Origin of the sequence: Klebsiella sp. JB_Kp042 (genome assembly GCF_040065275.1) — a bacterium.
In the GTDB taxonomy this organism is placed as follows: domain Bacteria; phylum Pseudomonadota; class Gammaproteobacteria; order Enterobacterales; family Enterobacteriaceae; genus Klebsiella; species Klebsiella quasipneumoniae.
The window spans coordinates 1-18,993 of sequence record NZ_JBEAJL010000028.1; the positions used below are offsets into that span (position 1 = coordinate 1).

The following is an 18,993-nucleotide window of genomic DNA, read 5'->3' on the forward strand; positions in this document are numbered from 1 at the left end:
CTGTTTGTGTGAAGTGATTCACATCTGCCGTGTCAGTGGGAGCGCATTATAGGGAGTTCGTCGGAAGTAGCAAGGGTTAAAATAGAAAAATCTTATCGACCGCTCATTATTTGAACTTTTCGCTTATTCCTCTTCCTACCATTAAAGCCGCCATCCCAGTGTTCATGCGGCCTGCAGCGTAGCTAACTCGAAAATTGGTTTTTGGCAAAAATGTGATTTTTCTCTCTTACCCAACGCCATTATCGCGCCGATGGTGAATTAAGCGCCACTCTTGACCCACGACAAAGCGCCCGCCCAGCCCCCGTTTCTATAATCAGGCCCGTTTCTTCTTACTGGTAATAATCGATGGCTTATCAACTCAACATTAACTGGCCCGAGTTTTTAGAGAAATACTGGCAAAAGCAGCCGGTGGTTTTAAAAAACGCGTTTCCGGACTTCGTCGACCCGATTACCCCGGACGAGCTGGCCGGGTTAGCCATGGAGCCGGAAGTCGACAGCCGGCTGGTCAGTCTGGCCAACGGTAAATGGCAGGCCAGCAATGGACCTTTTGAACATTTCGATGGCCTGGGCGAGACCGGCTGGTCGCTGCTGGCCCAGGCGGTAAACCACTGGCATATGCCGGCCGCCGAGCTGGTGCGACCGTTCCGCGTACTGCCGGACTGGCGTCTGGACGACCTGATGATCTCCTTCTCCGTCCCCGGCGGCGGCGTCGGCCCCCATATCGATCAGTATGACGTCTTTATTATTCAGGGCATGGGCAGCCGCCGCTGGCGCGTGGGGGATAAGCTGCCGATGCGTCAGTTCTGCCCGCATCCCGCGCTGCTGCACGTCGACCCGTTCCCGCCGATTATTGATGAGGATCTGCAGCCGGGCGATATCCTCTATATTCCGCCGGGATTCCCGCACGATGGTGTCACCCACGAAACCGCGCTGAACTACTCCGTGGGTTTCCGCGGGCCAAACGGGCGCGACCTGATCAGCAGCTTCGCCGACTATGTGCTGGAGAACGATCTCGGCGGCGAGCACTACAGCGATCCGGACCTCACCTGCCGCGAGCATCCGGGCCGGGTTGAAGAGTATGAACTCGAACGTCTGCGCGGCATGATGATCGACATGATTCGCCAGCCGGAAGACTTCAAGCAGTGGTTCGGCAGTTTCGTCACCACCCCGCGTCACGAGCTGGATATTGCGCCGGCGGAACCACCGTATGAAGAAGAGGAAGTCGTCGATGCGCTGCTGGGCGGCGAAAAACTTTCTCGCCTGAGCGGCCTGCGCGTTCTGCATATCGGCGACAGCTTCTTCGTGCATAGCGAACAGCTGGACACCACCGATGCCGAAGCGCTGGATGCATTATGCCGCTATACCTCATTAGGCCAGGAGGAGCTCGGCAGCGGCCTGCAAAACCCGGCTTTTGTGAGCGAACTGACGCGCCTGATTAATCAAGGCTACTGGTACTTCGAAGAGTAAGCCGCGGTACGACTACGGGCAGCCGCCTGGCGCTGCCCGCTGGCTATCAGCCGTTATTGCGCCTGTTTCGGCAGCACTACAATAAACCGCGTCGAGCGCAGATCGGACTGCGCCGCCACGCTGCCGTGGTGGGCGCTGACGATGGATTTCACAATCGCCAGGCCGATGCCGCTGCCCTCCCCTTTGCGCTGGCGCGAGGGGTCGACGCGATAGAAACGGTCAAACAGCCGCGGCAGATGTTCGGCGGCAATCGGCGTACCGGGGTTCTCCACCACCAGGCGGATCGTCTCCGCGCTTTCGCTCAGCGCGATCGTCACCGCCTGGCCAGCCGGGGTGTAGCGGATCGCGTTCGACAGCAAGTTGCTGATCGCCCGCCGCAGCATCAACGGATCGCCCGTCACCCGGCAGGGGCTGCCGTCAAAGCGCAGCGCTACCGCTTTCTCTTCCGCCCACGCCTCGAAAAACTCAAACACCTTATGCACCTCCTCAGCCAGATCCAGTTCCCGCTGTTCGGGGATCAGCTGGTTGTTATCGGCCTGGGCGAGGAACAGCATATCGCTGACCATCCGCGACATGCGCGAGAACTCTTCAAGATTGGAGTAGAGCACCTCTTCCAGCTCCGGCTGGCTGCGGCTCTGGCTTAAGGCGATTTCGGTTTGCGTCACCAGGTTGGTGATCGGCGTGCGGATCTCATGGGCGATATCGGCGGAGAAGTTCGACTGGCGGGTAAAGACATCCTCCATTCGCTCCAGCATATGGTTAAAGGACAGCGCCAGCCGCTCCAGTTCGATAGGCACCGCCTGCGGGTCGAGGCGCACGTCGAGATCCCGCGAGGTAATATTCTGGATCTGCCGGCTGATCTGGCGGATAGGCTTATGCCCCTGATAGACCACAAACAGCACGATGGCGATGATCAGCAGGCTGATTATCGACGCGGCGGAAATCAGCTTCGCTTTCAGCTCATTAATATAGTGCAGGTGAAAATCGATGGATAAGGCCATCAGCAGATGGTACGCCGGCTTGCCATCCGCCTGCTTGCCCAGCGGCAGCATGATCAGCCGCCAGGCACGGGTCTCCATTTGATGATTATCGTGCGCCATTGCCCGCGGCTGCGGGTCGGTCCATGAAATCACATTCCCGTCGCGCAGCTGCATCGCCAGGCCTGGCGTACTCAGCATATGGCTGAAATCCGGCCCGTTGGGCGACTGGAACAGAATATTGCCCTGCCCATCGTCCAGGCAGATAAAGACGTTGGCGTAGCCCGCAATGATATTCTTCACGATCTCCAGCCGCCGCGCCTGCGGGTAGTCAGCGTGGTCGAGGACCGTCTCCAGGGTGGTGCTGAGCTGCCTGAGATCGTGAACGTCGCGCTCTTCAAAATGCGCCTTCACCGAATGGATCATGATCCAGGTGAAGGCAAAGAAGGCGATGATGGTGGCGAGGCTAATAAAGAAACTCAGCCGGGTGGCCAGGGAAAAGGGGCGCTTAGCGACCATCCGGCACCTCAAGCATATAGCCGACGCCGCGCACAGTCTGGATCAGCTTCGGCTCAAAGTCGTTATCGATTTTGGCGCGCAGCCGCTTCACCGCCACATCTATCGCGTTGGTATCGCTGTCGAAATTCATATCCCACACCTGCGAGGCAATCAGCGAACGCGGCAGCACCTCGCCCTGATGGCGCAGAAAGAACTCCAGCAGAGTGAACTCCTTGCTGGTCAGGGTGATGCGGGTGGCGCCGCGCGTCACCTTACGGCTGACCAGATCGACGCTGAGATCCGCCGCCTGAAACTGGCTTTCGACAATGACCGCCGCCCCGCGGCGCAGCAGCGTCCGCACCCGCGCCAGCAGTTCCGCAAAGGCGAACGGCTTCACCAGATAGTCGTCGGCGCCCAGCTCCAGCCCCTTCACCCGATGCTCAATGGTGCCCAACGCGGTAAGCAGCAGGATCGGCATGCCTTTCCCGGCGGCGCGCAGCATGCGCACGATATCCCAGCCGTTCACGTCCGGCAGCATGATGTCGAGGATCAGCAGATCATAGTCGCCGGTCATCGCCAGGTGATAGCCGTTAAGGCCGTTATCGGCCAGGTCGACGACGAAGCCAGCCTCGGTGAGCCCTTTGGACAGGTACTCCCCGGTTTTCTTCTCATCTTCGACAATCAATATCTTCACCGCCGGCTCCTTCACGCGCGTTCTGTGCGGGTATTCAATTTTAGAGGAGCGCCTCCGGATAGCAATGAAATATCAGGAAAATGACAGCTTTGTCATTTTCCTGTCACGTCCTGAACAGAGGCCGCTACGTAAAGTAGCCGCCATGGATAAATCGTCGAAAACGTCTGCCGCCATGCGCCCAATAACGCTTCTTACCCTCAGCGTGATACTCGCCTTAACCGGCTGTGTCTCGCTCGCTCCGGACTACCAGCGCCCCGCCGCGCCGGTACCGCAGCAGTTCTCTCTCAGCCAGAACAAGCTGGTTCCCGCAACCGCGAACTATCAGGAGACCGGCTGGCGAACCTTTTTCGTCGACCCGCAGGTGAAAAGCCTGATAGGCACCGCGCTGACCAACAACCGCGATCTGCGGATGGCGACGCTGAAAGTGCAGGAAGCCCGTGCCCAGTATCGAGTGACCGATGCCGACCGCTACCCGCAATTGAACGGTGACGGCAGCACCACCTACGGCGGCAAGCTTAAAGGCGACACCACCACCAGCAGCGATTACGCCGCCGGGCTGAATCTCAACTATGACCTCGACTTCTTTGGCCGGCTGAAAAACCTCAGCGAGGCCGACCGGGAGAACTTCTTCGCCAGCGAAGAGGCACGGCGCGCAGTGCATATCCTGCTGATTGCTAACGTTTCACAAAGCTACTTCAACCAGCGGCTGGCGGCAGCGCAGCTGCAGGTGGCCAACGACACCCTGCAAAACTATCAGCAGTCTTATGCGTTCGTTGAAAAAACAGCTGCTGACCGGCAGCACCACCGTCCTGGCGCTGGAGCAGGCGCGGGGGATGATCGAGAGCACCCGCGCCGAGATCGCCAGGCGGCAGGGCCAGCTGGCGCAGGCTAATAACGCTCTGCAGCTGTTGCTCGGTAGTTATCAACATCTGCCGGACGATAGCGCCAGCAGCGCCGTCGACCTGCAAGGCGTAACCCTGCCGCCGTCGCTCTCTTCAGCGATCCTGCTGCAGCGGCCGGATATTTTAGAGGCCGAACACAGCCTGCGGGCGGCCAACGCTAACATCGGCGCCGCGCGGGCGGCCTTCTTCCCGTCGATCACCCTGACCAGCTCGCTCTCCGGCAGCAGCAGCGAGCTCGCCAGCCTGTTTAACGCCGGCAGCGCGATGTGGAACTTCATCCCCAAAATCGACATTCCGATTTTCAACGCCGGGCGCAATCAGGCCAACCTCGATCTGGCGGAGATCCGCCAGCAGCAGCAGGTGATCAACTACGAGCAAAAAATTCAGTCCGCTTTTAAGGAAGTGGCCGACGCGCTGGCCCTGCGCCAAAGCCTGGCCGATCAGATCGCCGCCCAGGAGCGCTATCTCGCTTCACTCAATATCACCCTGCAGCGCGCCACCGCGCTCTATCGCCACGGCGCGGTCAGCTACATCGAAGTGCTGAGCGCCCAGCGCGATATTTTCACCACCCGACAAACCCTGCTGGAACTCAACTATTCCCGTCAGGCAAATGAAATCACCCTGTTCACCGCCCTCGGCGGCGGCTGGATGGAATAACCCGAGGAGTCTTGATTATGAATTCACTGTCTAAAGTCGCCCTGTTCACTCTGATTTCTGGCGCGGTGTTCGCCGCCCAGGCCGCCGACCCGCACGCCGGCATGGCGATGCACGAACAGCCCGCCGCCGCGCAGACGCAAAGCATCAGCGGCAAAGGGGTCATTAAAGCCATTGATATGGATAGCAAAAAAATCACCATTGCCCACGAAGCCATCCCGGCGGTGAACTGGCCGCCGATGACCATGCGCTTCACCATCACCCCGCAGACCCAGCTCAACAATGTGAAGGACGGCGACAGCGTGGACTTCACCTTCGTTCAGCAGGGCAATCTGTCGCTGTTACAGGATATCCGCGCCCACTAATGGCCCGGCGACGGTAGGCTCCTCAACAACTGAATGGACGACACATGGCATCCCTGACACTGAAAAACACGGCGCTGATCCTCGGCAGCATGGCGATCGGCGGCGCGCTCACCGCAGCGCTGTATACCCGGATGGCGCCGCCCCTCGACGCTGCCGCCGCCACCCCGGCGGCCGAGCAGCAGCGAAAAGTGCTGTTCTGGTACGACCCGATGTACCCGAACACCCGCTTTGATAAACCGGGTAAATCGCCGTTTATGGATATGGACCTGGTGCCGAAATACGCCGATGAAGAGAGTGCCGCCGCCGGTGCGCCGGGGGTGCGTATCGACCCGACGCAGACCCAGAATCTCGGGGTGAAAACCGCCGCCGTCACCCGCGGGCCGCTGCGCTACGCCCAGACCTTCCCGGCCAACATCAGCTACAACGAGTACCAGTACGTGATTATGCAGGCGCGGGCGGCGGGCTTTATCAATAAAGTCTATCCCCTGACCGTCGGCGACAAAGTGCAACAAGGTACGCCGCTGCTGGAACTGACCATCCCGGACTGGGTGGAAGCGCAGAGCGAATACCTGCTATTGCAGGAGACCGGCGGCACCGCCACCCAGGTCGAGGGGATCCTCGAGCGGCTGCGTCTCGCCGGAATGCCGGACGACGATATCCGCCGCCTGAAAGCCACGCGCAAGATCCAGACCCGCTTCACCCTCAAGGCGCCCATCGACGGGGTGATCACCGCCTTCGATCTGCGTGCCGGAATGAATATCGCCAAAGATAATGTGGTGGCGAAAATTCAGGGCATGGACCCGGTGTGGGTTAGCGTGGCGGTCCCCGAGTCCATCGCCTGGCTGATCAAAGACGCCTCGCAGTTCGCCATTCAGGTTCCCGCCTGGCCGGACAAAACCTTCCGCATCAGCAAATGGACGATCCTCCCCAGCGTCGATAGCGCCACCCGCACCCTGCAGCTGCGCCTGCAGGTCAACAACCCGGATGAAGCGCTGAAGCCGGGGATGAACGCCTATCTGCAGCTGACCAGTGACAGCGAACCGATGCTGCTGATCCCCTCCAAAGCGCTGATCGACAGCGGCAGCGAGCAGCGGGTGATCACCATGGATAACGAGGGCCGCTTCGTGCCGAAGCAGGTCCAGGTTTTCCATGAATCCAATGGCGTCACGGCCATTCGCAGCGGGCTGCAGGAGGGCGAGAAGGTGGTCGCCAGCGGCCTGTTCCTGATCGACTCGGAAGCCAATATCGCCGGCGCGCTGGAGCGCATGCGCGCGCAGGCCCCTGATGCCGCTGCCGCCCACGCGCACTGAGGAACGGAACAATGATTGAATGGATTATCCGCCGCTCGGTGGCCAACCGCTTCCTGGTGATGATGGGCGCGCTGTTTCTCAGCCTCTGGGGGACCTGGACCATCGTCCACACCCCGGTGGACGCCCTGCCGGATCTCTCCGACGTACAGGTGATCGTCAAAACCAGCTATCCGGGGCAGGCGCCGCAGATTGTCGAAAACCAGGTCACCTGGCCGCTAACCACCACCATGCTGTCGGTGCCCGGCGCCAGAACGGTGCGCGGCTTCTCGCAGTTTGGCGACTCTTATGTGTATGTGATTTTTGAAGACGGCACCGACCCTTACTGGGCGCGCTCGCGGGTGCTGGAGTATCTCAACCAGGTGCAGGGCAAACTGCCCGCCGGAGTCAGCGCCGAAATGGGCCCGGACGCCACCGGCGTCGGCTGGGTCTTCGAGTACGCGCTGGTCGACCGCAGCGGCAAGCACGATCTCGCCGAACTACGCTCCCTGCAGGACTGGTTCTTAAAATATGAGCTGAAAACCATTCCTAACGTCTCGGAAGTGGCGTCGGTGGGCGGCGTGGTCAAGGAGTACCAGATAGTTGTCAACCCGATGAAGCTGACCCAGTACGGCATCAGCCTCGGCGAGGTGAAATCGGCGCTGGACGCCTCTAACCAGGAGGCGGGCGGCTCTTCGGTCGAACTGGCGGAAGCCGAATATATGGTGCGCGCCAGCGGCTATCTGCAGACCCTCGACGACTTCAAAAACATTGTACTGAAAACCGGCGATAACGGCGTGCCGGTGTATCTCGGCGACGTCGCGCGGGTGCAGGTCGGCCCGGAGATGCGCCGCGGCATTGCCGAACTGAACGGCGAAGGCGAAGTGGCCGGCGGCGTGGTGATCCTGCGCTCCGGCAAGAACGCCCGGGAAGCGATCTCGGCGGTCAAAGAAAAACTGGCGTCGCTGCAAAGCAGCCTGCCGGAAGGGGTTGAAGTGGTCACCACCTACGACCGCAGTCAGCTTATCGACCGCGCCATCGATAACCTCAGCCACAAGCTGCTGGAAGAGTTTATCGTCGTCGCCCTGGTCTGCGCCCTGTTCCTGTGGCACGTGCGCTCGGCGCTGGTGGCGATTATCTCCCTGCCGCTCGGCCTGTGCTTCGCCTTTATCATAATGCATTTCCAGGGGCTCAACGCCAACATCATGTCGCTGGGCGGGATCGCCATTGCGGTGGGGGCGATGGTCGATGCCGCCATCGTGATGATTGAGAACGCCCACAAGCGGCTGGAGGAGTGGACGCATCAGCATCCGGGAGAGAAGCTCGGCAACGACAGGCGCTGGAAAATCATTACCGATGCCTCGGTGGAGGTTGGCCCGGCGCTGTTTATCAGCCTGCTGATCATCACCCTGTCGTTTATCCCCATTTTCACCCTCGAAGGCCAGGAGGGCAAACTGTTCGGTCCGCTGGCCTTCACCAAAACCTGGTCGATGGCCGGAGCGGCACTGCTGGCGATCATGGTGATCCCGATCCTGATGGGCTTCTGGATCCGCGGCAGGATCCCGGCGGAGAGCAGCAACCCGCTGAACCGCTTTTTGATCCGCATTTACCATCCGCTGCTGCTGAAGGTCCTGCACTGGCCGAAGACCACCCTGCTGATCGCGCTCCTGTCGATCCTGACGGTTGTCTGGCCGCTTAACCGGGTCGGCGGCGAGTTTCTGCCGCAGATCAACGAGGGCGATCTGCTGTATATGCCGTCAACGCTGCCCGGGATCTCCGCCTCGCAGGCGGCGGATATGCTGCAGAAGACCGACAAGCTGATCATGACGGTGCCGGAGGTGGCGCGGGTGTTCGGCAAAACGGGTAAGGCAGACACCGCTACCGACTCAGCGCCGCTGGAGATGGTGGAGACCACCATTCAGCTCAAACCGCAGGATCAATGGCGGCCGGGGATGACCATGGAGAAGATCATCGACGAACTGGACAAGACCGTGCGCCTGCCGGGGCTGGCGAACCTGTGGGTGCCGCCGATCCGCAACCGCATCGACATGCTCTCCACCGGCATCAAGAGCCCGATCGGCATTAAAGTTTCCGGCACTAACCTGGCCGATATCGACGCCATCGCCGGGCAAATTGAGGGAGTGGCGCGCAGCGTGCCGGGCGTGACCTCGGCGTTAGCCGAGCGGCTGGTGGGCGGGCGCTACCTCGACATTGATATTCAGCGTGAGAAGGCGGCCCGCTACGGGATGACCGTCGGCGACGTGCAGCTGTTCGTCTCGTCCGCTATCGGCGGGGCGATGGTCGGCGAAACGGTGGAGGGCGTCGAGCGCTATCCGATCAACATCCGCTATCCGCAGAGCTACCGCGACAGCCCGCAGACCCTGCGCCAGCTGCCGATCCTCACCCCGCTGAAGCAGCAGATCGTCCTCGGCGACGTCGCCGAGGTGAAGGTGGTCAGCGGGCCATCGATGCTGAAGACCGAGAACGCCCGCCCCACCAGCTGGATCTACATCGACGCCCGCGACCGCGACATGGTGTCAGTGGTGCACGATCTGCAGCAGGCCATCGGCAAGGAGGTGAAGCTGAAGCCGGGCATCAGCGTGTCATATTCCGGGCAGTTTGAGCTGCTGGAGCGCGCCAATCAGAAGCTGAAGCTGATGGTGCCGATGACGCTGATGATTATCTTTGTGCTGCTGTACCTGGCGTTCCGCCGCGTCGGCGAGGCGCTGCTGATCATCGCCAGCGTGCCGTTCGCCCTTGTGGGCGGTATCTGGTTCCTCTACTGGATGGGCTTCCATCTGTCGGTGGCCACCGGTACCGGCTTTATCGCCCTGGCCGGGGTGGCCGCGGAGTTTGGCGTGGTGATGCTGATGTACCTGCGCCACGCCATCGAGGCGGAGCCGGCGCTGGAGAACCCGCAGACCTTCAGCGCCGGGAAGCTCGACGAGGCGCTGTATCAGGGGGCAGTACTGCGCGTGCGGCCGAAGGCGATGACCGTGGCGGTGATTATCGCCGGCCTGCTGCCGATTTTGTGGGGCACCGGCGCCGGGTCGGAGGTGATGAGCCGCATCGCCGCGCCGATGATTGGCGGAATGATCACCGCCCCGCTGCTGTCGCTGTTTATTATTCCGGCGGCGTATAAGCTGATGTGGCTGTCCCGGCATCGTGGCAAGCGCGGCCGCTAGCCCACCGCGTTTACGCCGGTCCGGGAAATTGGCTATAGTGGCGCCATTCTTCTGGCCGGCGTGAACGTCCCTATGAATCTAAACCTGGTATGTTATTCCCTGCTGCTGCTCACCGCTGTGGGCAGCGCCCTGCTCCCCTACCCGCTGGCGATGTGGTTTTTACTGAGCAGCCTTCTGACATGGCTTATCTATGGTGCCGACAAGCTGGCGGCGCGCAAAGCCTGGCGACGGGTACCGGAAACCACGCTGCTGGTGCTCGGCCTGGCGGGAGGCTGGCCGGGGGCGATCCTCGGCCAGCAGTGTTTTCGCCATAAAACGCAAAAGCAGCCCTTCCGGACGTGGTTTTTCATCAGCGTGGCGCTGAACGTGGCGGCGCTGGCCGGGCTGTATGCGGTTTACTCTGGCATGCTCAGCCGCTAAGGGGCGAGGCTAGCGCGGCGTCTGGCGGATCCACACCAGTCGATCGACGTCAAAGCCCAGTTCGCGCGCGGTATTCAGGTAATCCTGCTTCACCGCCGCCGGAATGGTGGGGGTACGCGACAGGATCCACAGATAGTCGCGGTTGGGGCCGCTGACCAGCGCATACTGGTAGTCGTCGTCCAGACGGATCACGTTATAGCCGCCGTAGAATGGCCCGAAGAACGACACCTTCAGCGCCGCGGTGGTGGGGGCGCCGGTGAAATAGGCTTTCCCGTCGCTCTCATTCCAGCGTTTTTTGACCGGGTCATAACCGCGATTGACGACGCTGATCCCCCCGTCGCTGCGGGCGCCGTAGGTGGCGGTCACCTGCTCCAGGCCTCGCTCGAAGCGATTCTCCAGGCGGGCGACCTCATACCATTTCCCGAGGTAACGGCTGGCGTCAAACCCGCTAATCGGCTGAACGCCCTTCGGCGGGGTGGGCGATTTGCAGGCCACCAGGGTCAACGCGATAGCGACGCCAGTGACAACAGGCCATAGCTTCATGAGAACTCCTTTCATTTACGCGGTTGGGGAAAGTGTAGTGCAAAGCCGCTACACTTCACGCCAGCCGACGTGATTCGTAGTATATTGAGAATATTCTTTGTTAACAGGTGGCCTCCATGCCTTACTCCATCGGCGAATTTGCCCGACTCTGCGGGATAAATGCGACCACGCTTCGCGCCTGGCAGCGCCGCTATGGCCTGCTCAAGCCGCTGCGCACCGATGGTGGACACCGTCTGTACAGCGATGACGACGTCCAGCAGGCGCTTAAAATCCTCGACTGGGTGAAAAAAGGGGTGCCGGTCAGCCAGGTGAAGCCCCTGCTGTCGCGCCCCGGCGCGCGGCGCACCAACAACTGGCTGACGCTGCAGGAGACCATGCTGCAGCGGCTGAAAGAGGGAAAAATCGAGTCCCTGCGCCAGCTGATCTACGATGCCGGCCGCGAATATCCGCGCCAGGAGCTGGTGACCGAGGTGCTGCGTCCGCTGCGCAGCCAGGTCTCCGCCAACGTGCCGGCCATCATGACCCTGCGCGAAATCCTCGACGGCATTATCATCGCCTACACCTCGTTTTGCCTCGAAGGCGACAAGAAGGCGCCCGGGGACAACTTTCTGATCACCGGCTGGCACCTGACCGACGCCTGCGAAATCTGGCTTGAAGCGCTCAAACGCACCGGCCAGGGCCATCGCATCGACGTCCTGCCGGTGCCTCCCGCCGCCCTGGCGCCGGAGATTTTCCCCCAGCGCAACTGGCTGCTGGTCACCAGCGGCAAACTCTCCGCCGCTCGTCAGAGGCAGGCCGAACTCTGGCAGCAGCAGGTCGTCTCCCTCGAGGTGATCCCGCTCTAACCCCCGGTTTTCACTTACCCCACTCTCTGTTCCGCCTGCGCCCGGCGGCGCGGCGGGCGCACGTTTGCCCTTCGTGCAACCCGCGTTTTTCGCCCTTTAAAACACTAATCATAACAACCTGATTTTAAACATAAATAAAATATATTTTTCCACAAACTTGGACAAATAATTTTATTTGTGTAAGTTTTAAGTATGCCATTACGCCACCGTGTTTAGCCAGGATGTGATCCATGAGCACCTCGCCGTCCGTGATTCGTCGTTTCGTTGAGTACTACGCCGGGCTGGATGCGCAGCCGCCCTCGGCGCTGGCCGCGCTGTACCATCCGGACGCGACGCTGAGCGATCCTTTTGGTCAGCACCAGGGGCTGTTCGCCATCCAGCGCTACTTTACCCATCTGCTGGCCAACGTGGAGCAGTGCCGGTTCACCATCGACGCGCCGCTCTGCGACGGTCAGCGGTTCGCCGTGACCTGGACCATGCACTGGTCGCATCCGCGCATTGCCGGCGGAGAAACGCTGGCCCTGCCGGGCTGCTCGGTGGTGGACATCGCCGGGGAGCAGATCCTCCATCAACGCGACTACTACGACGCCGGGGAGATGATCTACGAGCATCTTCCCCTGCTGGGCTGGGCGGTACGCGGCGTGAAACGGAGGGTGCGCTCATGATGACGGTGCTTATCACCGGCGCCAGCTCCGGGATTGGCGCCGGCCTGGCGAAATCCTTCGCGGCGGATGGCCACCTGGTCATCGCCTGCGGGCGCGATGCGTCGCGCCTGACGGCGCTGCAGCAGTTCAGCCCCAACATCAGCGCGCGCCTGTTCGATATGACAGACAGGGACGCCTGTCGCCAGGCGCTGACGGGCTGTTTTGCCGACCTGATCATTCTCTGCGCCGGCACCTGCGAATACCTCGATCACGGACAGGTGGATGCCGCCCTCGTGGAGCGGGTGATGGCCACCAACTTCCTTGGGCCGGTGAACTGCCTGGCGGCGCTGCAGACGCAGCTGGAGGCTGGCGATCGGGTGGTGCTGGTCAGCTCCATGGCGCACTGGCTGCCCTTCCCGCGCGCGGAAGCCTATGGCGCCTCCAAGGCGGCGCTGACCTGGTTTGCCAACAGCCTGCGTCTTGACTGGAAGCCGAAAGGGGTCGCCGTCACGGTGGTCTCTCCAGGCTTCGTCGACACCCCGCTGACGCGCAAAAACGACTTTGCCATGCCCGGCCGGGTGAGCGTGGATCGGGCAGTGGCGGCGATCCGCCACGGCCTGGCGAAGGAAAAAAACCACATCGCCTTCCCCACCGGTTTCAGCCTGGCCCTGCGGCTGCTGGCCAGCCTGCCGTCAGGTATGCAGCGCCTGCTGTTGCGCAGGATGGTGCGCTCATGAACATCGCCATCATCGGCAGCGGCATCGCCGGGCTGACCTGCGCCTGGCGGCTGGCCGGACACCATCAGGTGACGCTGTTCGAAGCGGGCGCCACGCCGGGCGGCCACACCGCCACCGTGGATGTCGCCACGCCGCAGGGCACCTGGGCCATCGATACCGGATTTATCGTCTACAACGATCGCACCTATCCGCGCTTTATGGGCCTGCTCAGCGAACTGGGGATCGACGGGCAAAAAACGCAGATGAGCTTCTCGGTCCACAACCCGGCCAGCGGCCTGGAGTACAACGGCCACAGCCTGACCTCGCTCTTCGCCCAGCGACGCAATCTGCTGAAGCCGGCCTTCTGGGGGCTGCTGAGCGAGATCGTCCGCTTCAACCGGCTGGCAAAACTGGCGCTGACCGAGGCGCTGGATCCGGGCGCGACGCTGGAGAACTTCCTCTCCCGCCACCGTTTTAGCCCCTTCTTCGCCCGCCACTATATCCTGCCGATGGGGGCGGCCATCTGGTCGTCGTCGCTGCAGGAGATGCGCCGCTTCCCGCTGCCGCTGTTTTTGCGCTTCTTTGAAAACCACGGTCTGCTGGATATTCGCGATCGCCCGCAGTGGTACGTAGTGCCCGGCGGTTCCCGGGAATACGTCCGCGCCCTGCTCGCCAGGCTCGGCGATCGCCTGGACCTGCGGCTCAACGCGCCGGTGCAGCAGGTGGAGCGCCACCCGGCGGGAGTTATCCTGCGGCTGGCGTCCGGGGAGGCGCATTTTGACCAGGTGATCTTCGCCTGCCACTCCGCGCAGGCGCTGGCGATGCTGACGGCGCCCACCGACGCCGAGCGTGAAGTGCTGGGGGATATCGGCTGGCAGCGCAACGAGGTGGTGCTGCACAGTGATCCGCGCTGGCTGCCGGAGCGCCAGCGCGCCTGGGCCAGCTGGAACTATCGCCTGAGCGACGGGGATTTGGCCCGGGCCTGCGTCACCTACAACATGAATATTCTCCAGGGGCTGCCTGCGGGCGCCCCCCTGTTCTGCGTCACTCTGAACCCGGACGCGCCAGTGGACGATCGCTATGTCTGGCAGCGCTTCGTCTATGAGCATCCGCTGTTTAACCCGCAAAGCTGGTCGGCCCAGCTGCGGCGCGAAGAGATTAACGGCCAGCAGCGGAGCTGGTACTGCGGGGCCTACTGGTACAACGGCTTTCATGAGGACGGGGTGCGCAGTGCGCTCGACGTGGTGCAGGGCATCGCCGCGGCGGAGGGCAACTGAAATGAACAGCTGCCTCTATCAGGGCGTCCTGCGCCACCGTCGCCTGCAGCCGAAGGCGCACCACTTCGTCTACCGCCTGTTTATGGCCTGGCTTGACCTCGACGAACTGGACAGGCTGCCTGAGGCGGGCATCCGTCGCAACCGCCTGGCCGCCGCCGCCTGGTACGACGCCGATTATCCGCTGGGCGCGCCGCTGAAGGCTCAGGCGCTGAACCGGCTGGAGAGCCTGACCGGCTGCCGCCCGGCGGGACGCGTGATGCTCCTGACCCAGCTGCGCTACTTCGGCTTCCATTTTAATCCGGTCAACTTTTACTACTGCTATGACGAGGCCGACACCCTGCGCTGGGTGCTGGCCGAAGTGCGCAATACGCCGTGGAATGAGCGTCATTACTACGCGGTGGACGGCCAGCAGGCGCGCCCGCTGGAGAAAGCCTTTCACGTTTCGCCGTTTAACCCGATGGACATGGTCTATCACTGGCGCTTCAACGCGCCCGGCAAAACGCTGCACATGCATATTGAAAACCATCAGGCCAGCAAGGTGTTCGACGCCACGCTGGCCCTGAGCCGCGTGCCGTTAACCCGCGCCAACCTGCGCGGGCTGCTGCTGCGTCTGCCAATGATGACCCTGAAAACCGTCCTCGCCATCTACTGGCAGGCGCTGCGGCTGTGGCTGAAGCGCATGCCGCTGTACAACCATCCTGTCAGCAGGAGTGAACGCTCATGACCGATCCCGTCTTTGCGCTTGAACCCGATGTGCCGCGCAACGTGCGGCTCGCGCGCTGGCTGCTCTTTCGTCTGTTGAGCGGCCTCCGCGAAGGCTCGCTCACCGTGCGCGAAGGGGCGCAGACTTTTCATTTTGGCGACCCCGCCGCCGCGCTGCGCGCCGAGGCGCGGGTCTGCACGCCGGAGGTGTACTGGCGCCTGCTGACCGGCGGCAGCCTGGCGGCGGCCGAGGCCTGGATGGACGGCGACTGGGAGAGCCACCAGCTGACGGCGCTGCTGCAGATCCTTGCGCGCAACGGCGAGGTGCTGGGGCGTCTGGAGCGTGGCTTTCGTCTGCTGGGCAAGCCCGTCGCCCGCCTGCGCCACTGGACCCGCCGCAACACCCGCGCTCAGGCGCGGGAGAACATCGCCGCCCACTACGACCTCGGCAATGAATTTTATGCCCACTTTCTGGATGACGACCTGCTCTACTCCAGCGCGCTGTTTGCCGACGACCAGCAGGATCTGACCCAGGCCCAGCGGGCCAAGATGGCGCGCCTGTGCGACCAGCTGGCGCTCACTCCCGGCGATCATCTGCTGGAGATTGGCACCGGCTGGGGGGCGCTGGCCGAGTACGCCGCCCGTCATTACGGCTGCCGGGTCACCACCACCACCCTCTCCCGGGAGCAGCACCGCTGGGCTACCGAGCGCATGGCCCGCGCCGGGCTGCAGGATCGCGTCGAGGTGCTGCTCTGCGACTACCGCGATCTGCGCGGCGAGTACGACAAACTGGTGTCGGTGGAGATGATTGAGGCGGTGGGCCAGCGCTACCTGCCGGCCTTTTTCCGCACCTGTCAGGCGCGCCTGCGCCCGGGCGGCAGAATGGCCCTGCAGGCGATCACCATCCAGGATCAGCGCTATCGCGACTACAGCAAAAGCGTCGATTTTATCCAGCGCTACATCTTCCCGGGCGGCTTTTTGCCCAGCATCACGGCAATGAGCGAGCTGATGACCCGCCATACCGATTTTGTGGTGCGCAACCTGTTCGACATGGGCCCGGACTATGCCCGCACGCTGGCGCACTGGCGGCAGCGTTTTACCCATGCCTGGCAGGATATTGAAAAGCTCGGCTTTGATGAGCGCTTCCGCCGGATGTGGCTCTACTACTTCGGCTACTGCGAAGCCGGATTTAACGCCCGCACCATCAGCGTGGTGCAGCTCACCGCGGAGCGGGTATGACACGCCCGGCGCAGCACCTGCTGATGGCCCTCGCGTTCGATGTTTACTGGACGCTGGTGGTGATGTTGCGCGAGCGCGGCCTGCTGATCTGGCTGACGCTGGCGCTGTTCGCCTGGCTGCGGTTGCCGGCGGCCAGTCGTCCGCCCGCTCTGCTGTTGGCCGCGGCGGGCTGCGGGCTGGACGCCTGCTGGGCGCTGGCGGGACTGATTGATTTTCCCGGCGACAGCCTGCTGCCCCTGTGGATGGTGGCCCTGTGGCTGATGTTCGCCGTCGTCTGGACCCGGCTGACCCGCACCACGACGCTTCCCGGCTGGGTGCTGGCCGCGGCGGCCACCGTCGGCGGCCCGGTGGCCTACCTGATCGGCGCTCGCCTCGGAGCCATGACCCTGCTGGTACCGACGGCGCTTGCCGTGGCCGCCATGGCCTGCGGCTGGCTGGTGCTCATGCTGTTGTTCCATCTGGGGATGGGGAGGCAAAAATGAGATTCGCCCTGTTACTGCTGTGGCTGAGCGCCCTCGCCCCGGCGGCCCACGCCGCCGACTGGCTGACGTGGCGCCGCGTCGGCGAGGCGACCCTCACCTGGGGGCCGTTCACTGTCTATCACTCACAGCTGCGCACGCCCAATGGCCGGTATGACGGCCCGCAGCAGGATCGGGCGCTGATCATCACCTACCGGCGCGACATCGATCGCGAGGCGCTGGTGGAGGCCACCCGCGACCAGTGGCAGGCGCAGGGCATTCTGCAGCAGGAGCCGCGCAGCGAAGCCTGGCTGCGCATGCTGCAGGGGATCTGGCCGGACGTTGCGCCGGGCAGCCAGCTGGCGTTCGTGGTCAGCGGCGGCGAGGGGCAGTTCTGGTACCGCGCCAGCGCCGCGCAGACCGCCTTTACCCCGCTCGGCCCGCGCCAGTCGGCGGCGTTCAGCACCCGCTTTCTCGCCATCTGGCTCGATCCGCGCACCACTTATCCCGAACTGCGTCAGCAGTTGATCGGAGGTACACCATGAAACGCATTCTGACCCGTGGCCTGGCGCTGCTGATGCTGATCCTCGCTGGCTGCAGCACCGAGGTCACCGAGTACCGGCAGCAGCAGCCCGCCCTCGACATCTTCCACTATTTTCAGGGCCGAACCCAGGCGTGGGGAATGGTGCAGGATCGCAGCGGCAAACAGCTGCGCCGCTTCCATGTCGCGATCGATGGCGACGTCGTCGGCGACACCCTGACGCTCCATGAGCGCTTTGTCTATGACGATGGCGAGAAACAGCAGCGGGTGTGGCGCATTCGCCGCACCGGCGATAACCGTTATCAGGGCACCGCCGGGGATATCGAAGGCGTGGCCAGCGGCCAGGCGGCAGGCAATGCCTTTCACTGGCGCTACAGCATGAACGTCGAGGCCAGCGGCAGCCGGTGGCTGCTGCACTTTGACGACTGGATGTTCCTGCAGGACGGCAGCCATTTGTTTAACAAAACCGAGATGAAGAAATTCGGCATTACGGTGGCCACCGTGACCCTTTTCTTTACCCGAACCACAGCAGAAGAGAGGACAGCGCCATGAACACGCAACCTGTCATTGGGATCAGCGGATGTTTAACCGGCTCAGCCGTGCGATTCGACGGCGGGCATAAGCGTATGAGCTTTGTGATGGATGAGCTCGCGCAGTGGGTGGCGTTTAAGCCCGTCTGCCCGGAGATGGCGATCGGCCTGCCCGTTCCCCGCCCGGCGCTCCGGCTGGTGCAGACCCCGGTCGGGGAGATCCGCATGCGCTTCAGCCACGCCCCGCACGAGGATGTGACGGAGAAGATGGCCGATTTCGCCAACGCCCATCTGGCAACCCTGGGCGAGCTGTCGGGCTTTATCGTCTGCGCCAAATCGCCGAGCTGCGGGATGGAGCGCGTGCGGCTGTATGATGAAAAAGGCAATCGCGGGCGTAAGGAAGGCGTGGGGCTGTTTACCGGCGCCCTGATGGCGCGCTACCCGTGGCTGCCGGTGGAAGAGGATGGCCGGCTGCACGATCCGCTGCTGCGGGAGAATTTTGTCGAGCGCGTCTTCGCCCTGCATGAACTCAACGCCCTGCGCGCCCGCGGCCTGACCCGCCACGGCCTGCTGGCCTTTCATAGCCGCTACAAGCTGCAGCTGCTGGCTCACCACCAGGCGGGCTACCGCGAGATCGGCCCGTTCGTCGCCTCGCTGCATGAATGGGAGGATCTGGAGGCTTTCTTCGAGGTCTACCGCGAGAAGCTGATGGCGATCCTCAAGCGGCCCGCCTCGCGGAAAAACCACACCAACGTGCTGATGCATATTCAGGGTTATTTCCGCGACCAGCTGAACAGCCGCCAGCGCGGCGAGCTGCGGGAGGTGATCCTCAACTATCGCGCCGGGCTGCTGCCGATCCTCGCGCCGCTGACGCTGCTTAAGCACTATCTGGCCGAGTATCCGGATCGCTACCTGCAGGCGCAGAACTATTTTGACCCCTACCCGCAGGATCTTGCCCTGCGCCTGACGGTGAACTGAGGGAACCTGGGCCAGCTGCCCGGCGGCGCTGCGCTTGCCGGGCCTACGGGGGGTATCCCGCAGGCCTCCTCA

General features: G+C 62.7%; 18 protein-coding genes and 1 pseudogene. 16 read left to right on the forward strand and 3 right to left on the reverse strand.

Going from position 1 to position 18,993, the window contains the following annotated elements; all coding sequences use genetic code 11:
- Positions 1-345: 345 nt before the first annotated feature.
- Complete coding sequence (locus ABLV54_RS11110) at positions 346-1,467, forward strand: cupin domain-containing protein (protein WP_050534316.1); 1,122 nt, start codon at positions 346-348, stop codon at positions 1,465-1,467.
- A gap of 53 nt (positions 1,468-1,520) precedes the next feature.
- Here the strand turns inward: ABLV54_RS11110 and ABLV54_RS11115 are convergent, their stop codons facing one another.
- Positions 1,521-2,963 (reverse strand): Cu(+)/Ag(+) sensor histidine kinase, encoded by a 1,443-nt coding sequence (locus ABLV54_RS11115; RefSeq protein WP_248861108.1) that lies wholly within the window; start codon positions 2,961-2,963, stop codon positions 1,521-1,523.
- Positions 2,953-3,636 carry a copper response regulator transcription factor CusR gene (cusR, locus tag ABLV54_RS11120; RefSeq protein WP_050534317.1) on the reverse strand — a complete coding sequence of 228 codons (684 nt, stop codon included), beginning with the start codon at positions 3,634-3,636 and terminating at the stop codon, positions 2,953-2,955. The genes ABLV54_RS11115 and cusR overlap by 11 nt, the downstream gene beginning before the upstream one ends.
- Before the next feature lie 172 nt (positions 3,637-3,808).
- Between cusR and ABLV54_RS11125 the strand changes: the two are divergent.
- The 5 genes and pseudogenes from ABLV54_RS11125 (at position 3,809) to ABLV54_RS11145 (ending at position 10,448) form a co-directional block, all read left to right on the forward strand.
- Positions 3,809-5,195, forward strand: a pseudogene (locus ABLV54_RS11125) (efflux transporter outer membrane subunit).
- 17 nt (positions 5,196-5,212) lie between these two features.
- On the forward strand, positions 5,213-5,557 hold the full coding sequence (gene cusF / locus ABLV54_RS11130; RefSeq protein WP_023291814.1) for a cation efflux system protein CusF: 345 nt from the start codon (positions 5,213-5,215) through the stop codon (positions 5,555-5,557).
- Between the two features lie 44 nt (positions 5,558-5,601).
- Positions 5,602-6,867 (forward strand): efflux RND transporter periplasmic adaptor subunit, encoded by a 1,266-nt coding sequence (locus ABLV54_RS11135; protein ID WP_101881731.1) that lies wholly within the window; start codon positions 5,602-5,604, stop codon positions 6,865-6,867.
- Between the two features lie 11 nt (positions 6,868-6,878).
- A complete protein-coding gene (locus ABLV54_RS11140) occupies positions 6,879-10,028 on the forward strand; it encodes a CusA/CzcA family heavy metal efflux RND transporter (protein ID WP_101881732.1) in 3,150 nt (1,049 codons plus the stop codon).
- Between the two features lie 72 nt (positions 10,029-10,100).
- A complete protein-coding gene (locus ABLV54_RS11145) occupies positions 10,101-10,448 on the forward strand; it encodes a DUF1294 domain-containing protein (protein ID WP_032454727.1) in 348 nt (115 codons plus the stop codon).
- A 9-nt stretch (positions 10,449-10,457) separates the two neighbouring features.
- On the opposite strand, the gene ABLV54_RS11150 is transcribed toward ABLV54_RS11145, so the two are convergent.
- On the reverse strand, positions 10,458-10,991 hold the full coding sequence (locus ABLV54_RS11150) for a lipocalin family protein (RefSeq protein WP_002887259.1): 534 nt from the start codon (positions 10,989-10,991) through the stop codon (positions 10,458-10,460).
- A 116-nt stretch (positions 10,992-11,107) separates the two neighbouring features.
- On the opposite strand from ABLV54_RS11150, the gene ABLV54_RS11155 reads away from it, so the two are divergent.
- From ABLV54_RS11155 to ABLV54_RS11200, 10 genes are all read left to right on the forward strand, one after another.
- Complete coding sequence (locus ABLV54_RS11155) at positions 11,108-11,836, forward strand: MerR family transcriptional regulator (RefSeq protein WP_050534319.1); 729 nt, start codon at positions 11,108-11,110, stop codon at positions 11,834-11,836.
- 230 nt (positions 11,837-12,066) lie between these two features.
- Positions 12,067-12,501 carry a nuclear transport factor 2 family protein gene (locus ABLV54_RS11160; RefSeq protein ID WP_050534320.1) on the forward strand — a complete coding sequence of 145 codons (435 nt, stop codon included), beginning with the start codon at positions 12,067-12,069 and terminating at the stop codon, positions 12,499-12,501.
- Positions 12,498-13,217 carry an SDR family NAD(P)-dependent oxidoreductase gene (locus tag ABLV54_RS11165; protein WP_101881734.1) on the forward strand — a complete coding sequence of 240 codons (720 nt, stop codon included), beginning with the start codon at positions 12,498-12,500 and terminating at the stop codon, positions 13,215-13,217. Before ABLV54_RS11160 ends, ABLV54_RS11165 begins: the two co-directional genes overlap by 4 nt.
- On the forward strand, positions 13,214-14,473 hold the full coding sequence (locus tag ABLV54_RS11170) for an FAD-dependent oxidoreductase (protein WP_050534322.1): 1,260 nt from the start codon (positions 13,214-13,216) through the stop codon (positions 14,471-14,473). Before ABLV54_RS11165 ends, ABLV54_RS11170 begins: the two co-directional genes overlap by 4 nt.
- A gap of 1 nt (position 14,474) precedes the next feature.
- Positions 14,475-15,197: a DUF1365 domain-containing protein gene (locus ABLV54_RS11175; RefSeq protein WP_050534323.1), complete on the forward strand. Its 723-nt coding sequence runs from the start codon at positions 14,475-14,477 to the stop codon at positions 15,195-15,197.
- Positions 15,194-16,414, forward strand: a complete 1,221-nt coding sequence (locus ABLV54_RS11180; protein WP_050534324.1) for a cyclopropane-fatty-acyl-phospholipid synthase family protein — start codon at positions 15,194-15,196, stop codon at positions 16,412-16,414. The genes ABLV54_RS11175 and ABLV54_RS11180 overlap by 4 nt, the downstream gene beginning before the upstream one ends.
- Complete coding sequence (locus ABLV54_RS11185; protein ID WP_023291806.1) at positions 16,411-16,896, forward strand: DUF2878 domain-containing protein; 486 nt, start codon at positions 16,411-16,413, stop codon at positions 16,894-16,896. The genes ABLV54_RS11180 and ABLV54_RS11185 overlap by 4 nt, the downstream gene beginning before the upstream one ends.
- Positions 16,893-17,417, forward strand: a complete 525-nt coding sequence (locus ABLV54_RS11190; protein ID WP_049015229.1) for a hypothetical protein — start codon at positions 16,893-16,895, stop codon at positions 17,415-17,417. The genes ABLV54_RS11185 and ABLV54_RS11190 overlap by 4 nt, the downstream gene beginning before the upstream one ends.
- Positions 17,414-17,965: a DUF3833 domain-containing protein gene (locus ABLV54_RS11195; RefSeq protein WP_248861106.1), complete on the forward strand. Its 552-nt coding sequence runs from the start codon at positions 17,414-17,416 to the stop codon at positions 17,963-17,965. The genes ABLV54_RS11190 and ABLV54_RS11195 overlap by 4 nt, the downstream gene beginning before the upstream one ends.
- Positions 17,962-18,921 (forward strand): DUF523 and DUF1722 domain-containing protein, encoded by a 960-nt coding sequence (locus tag ABLV54_RS11200; RefSeq protein WP_050534326.1) that lies wholly within the window; start codon positions 17,962-17,964, stop codon positions 18,919-18,921. Before ABLV54_RS11195 ends, ABLV54_RS11200 begins: the two co-directional genes overlap by 4 nt.
- Positions 18,922-18,993 lie beyond the last annotated feature (72 nt).

Excerpts from the sequence above, each read along its gene's own strand:
- ABLV54_RS11110 (WP_050534316.1), top strand. The coding sequence starts at position 346 with ATGGCTTATCAACTCAACATTAACTGGCCCGAGTTTTTAGAGAAATAC.
- ABLV54_RS11115 (WP_248861108.1), bottom strand. The coding sequence starts at position 2,963 with ATGGTCGCTAAGCGCCCCTTTTCCCTGGCCACCCGGCTGAGTTTCTTT.
- cusF (WP_023291814.1), top strand. The coding sequence starts at position 5,213 with ATGAATTCACTGTCTAAAGTCGCCCTGTTCACTCTGATTTCTGGCGCG.
- ABLV54_RS11135 (WP_101881731.1), top strand. The coding sequence starts at position 5,602 with ATGGCATCCCTGACACTGAAAAACACGGCGCTGATCCTCGGCAGCATG.
- ABLV54_RS11140 (WP_101881732.1), top strand. The coding sequence starts at position 6,879 with ATGATTGAATGGATTATCCGCCGCTCGGTGGCCAACCGCTTCCTGGTG.
- ABLV54_RS11145 (WP_032454727.1), top strand. The coding sequence starts at position 10,101 with ATGAATCTAAACCTGGTATGTTATTCCCTGCTGCTGCTCACCGCTGTG.
- ABLV54_RS11150 (WP_002887259.1), bottom strand. The coding sequence starts at position 10,991 with ATGAAGCTATGGCCTGTTGTCACTGGCGTCGCTATCGCGTTGACCCTG.
- ABLV54_RS11155 (WP_050534319.1), top strand. The coding sequence starts at position 11,108 with ATGCCTTACTCCATCGGCGAATTTGCCCGACTCTGCGGGATAAATGCG.
- ABLV54_RS11160 (WP_050534320.1), top strand. The coding sequence starts at position 12,067 with ATGAGCACCTCGCCGTCCGTGATTCGTCGTTTCGTTGAGTACTACGCC.
- ABLV54_RS11165 (WP_101881734.1), top strand. The coding sequence starts at position 12,498 with ATGATGACGGTGCTTATCACCGGCGCCAGCTCCGGGATTGGCGCCGGC.
- ABLV54_RS11170 (WP_050534322.1), top strand. The coding sequence starts at position 13,214 with ATGAACATCGCCATCATCGGCAGCGGCATCGCCGGGCTGACCTGCGCC.
- ABLV54_RS11175 (WP_050534323.1), top strand. The coding sequence starts at position 14,475 with ATGAACAGCTGCCTCTATCAGGGCGTCCTGCGCCACCGTCGCCTGCAG.
- ABLV54_RS11180 (WP_050534324.1), top strand. The coding sequence starts at position 15,194 with ATGACCGATCCCGTCTTTGCGCTTGAACCCGATGTGCCGCGCAACGTG.
- ABLV54_RS11185 (WP_023291806.1), top strand. The coding sequence starts at position 16,411 with ATGACACGCCCGGCGCAGCACCTGCTGATGGCCCTCGCGTTCGATGTT.
- ABLV54_RS11190 (WP_049015229.1), top strand. The coding sequence starts at position 16,893 with ATGAGATTCGCCCTGTTACTGCTGTGGCTGAGCGCCCTCGCCCCGGCG.
- ABLV54_RS11195 (WP_248861106.1), top strand. The coding sequence starts at position 17,414 with ATGAAACGCATTCTGACCCGTGGCCTGGCGCTGCTGATGCTGATCCTC.
- ABLV54_RS11200 (WP_050534326.1), top strand. The coding sequence starts at position 17,962 with ATGAACACGCAACCTGTCATTGGGATCAGCGGATGTTTAACCGGCTCA.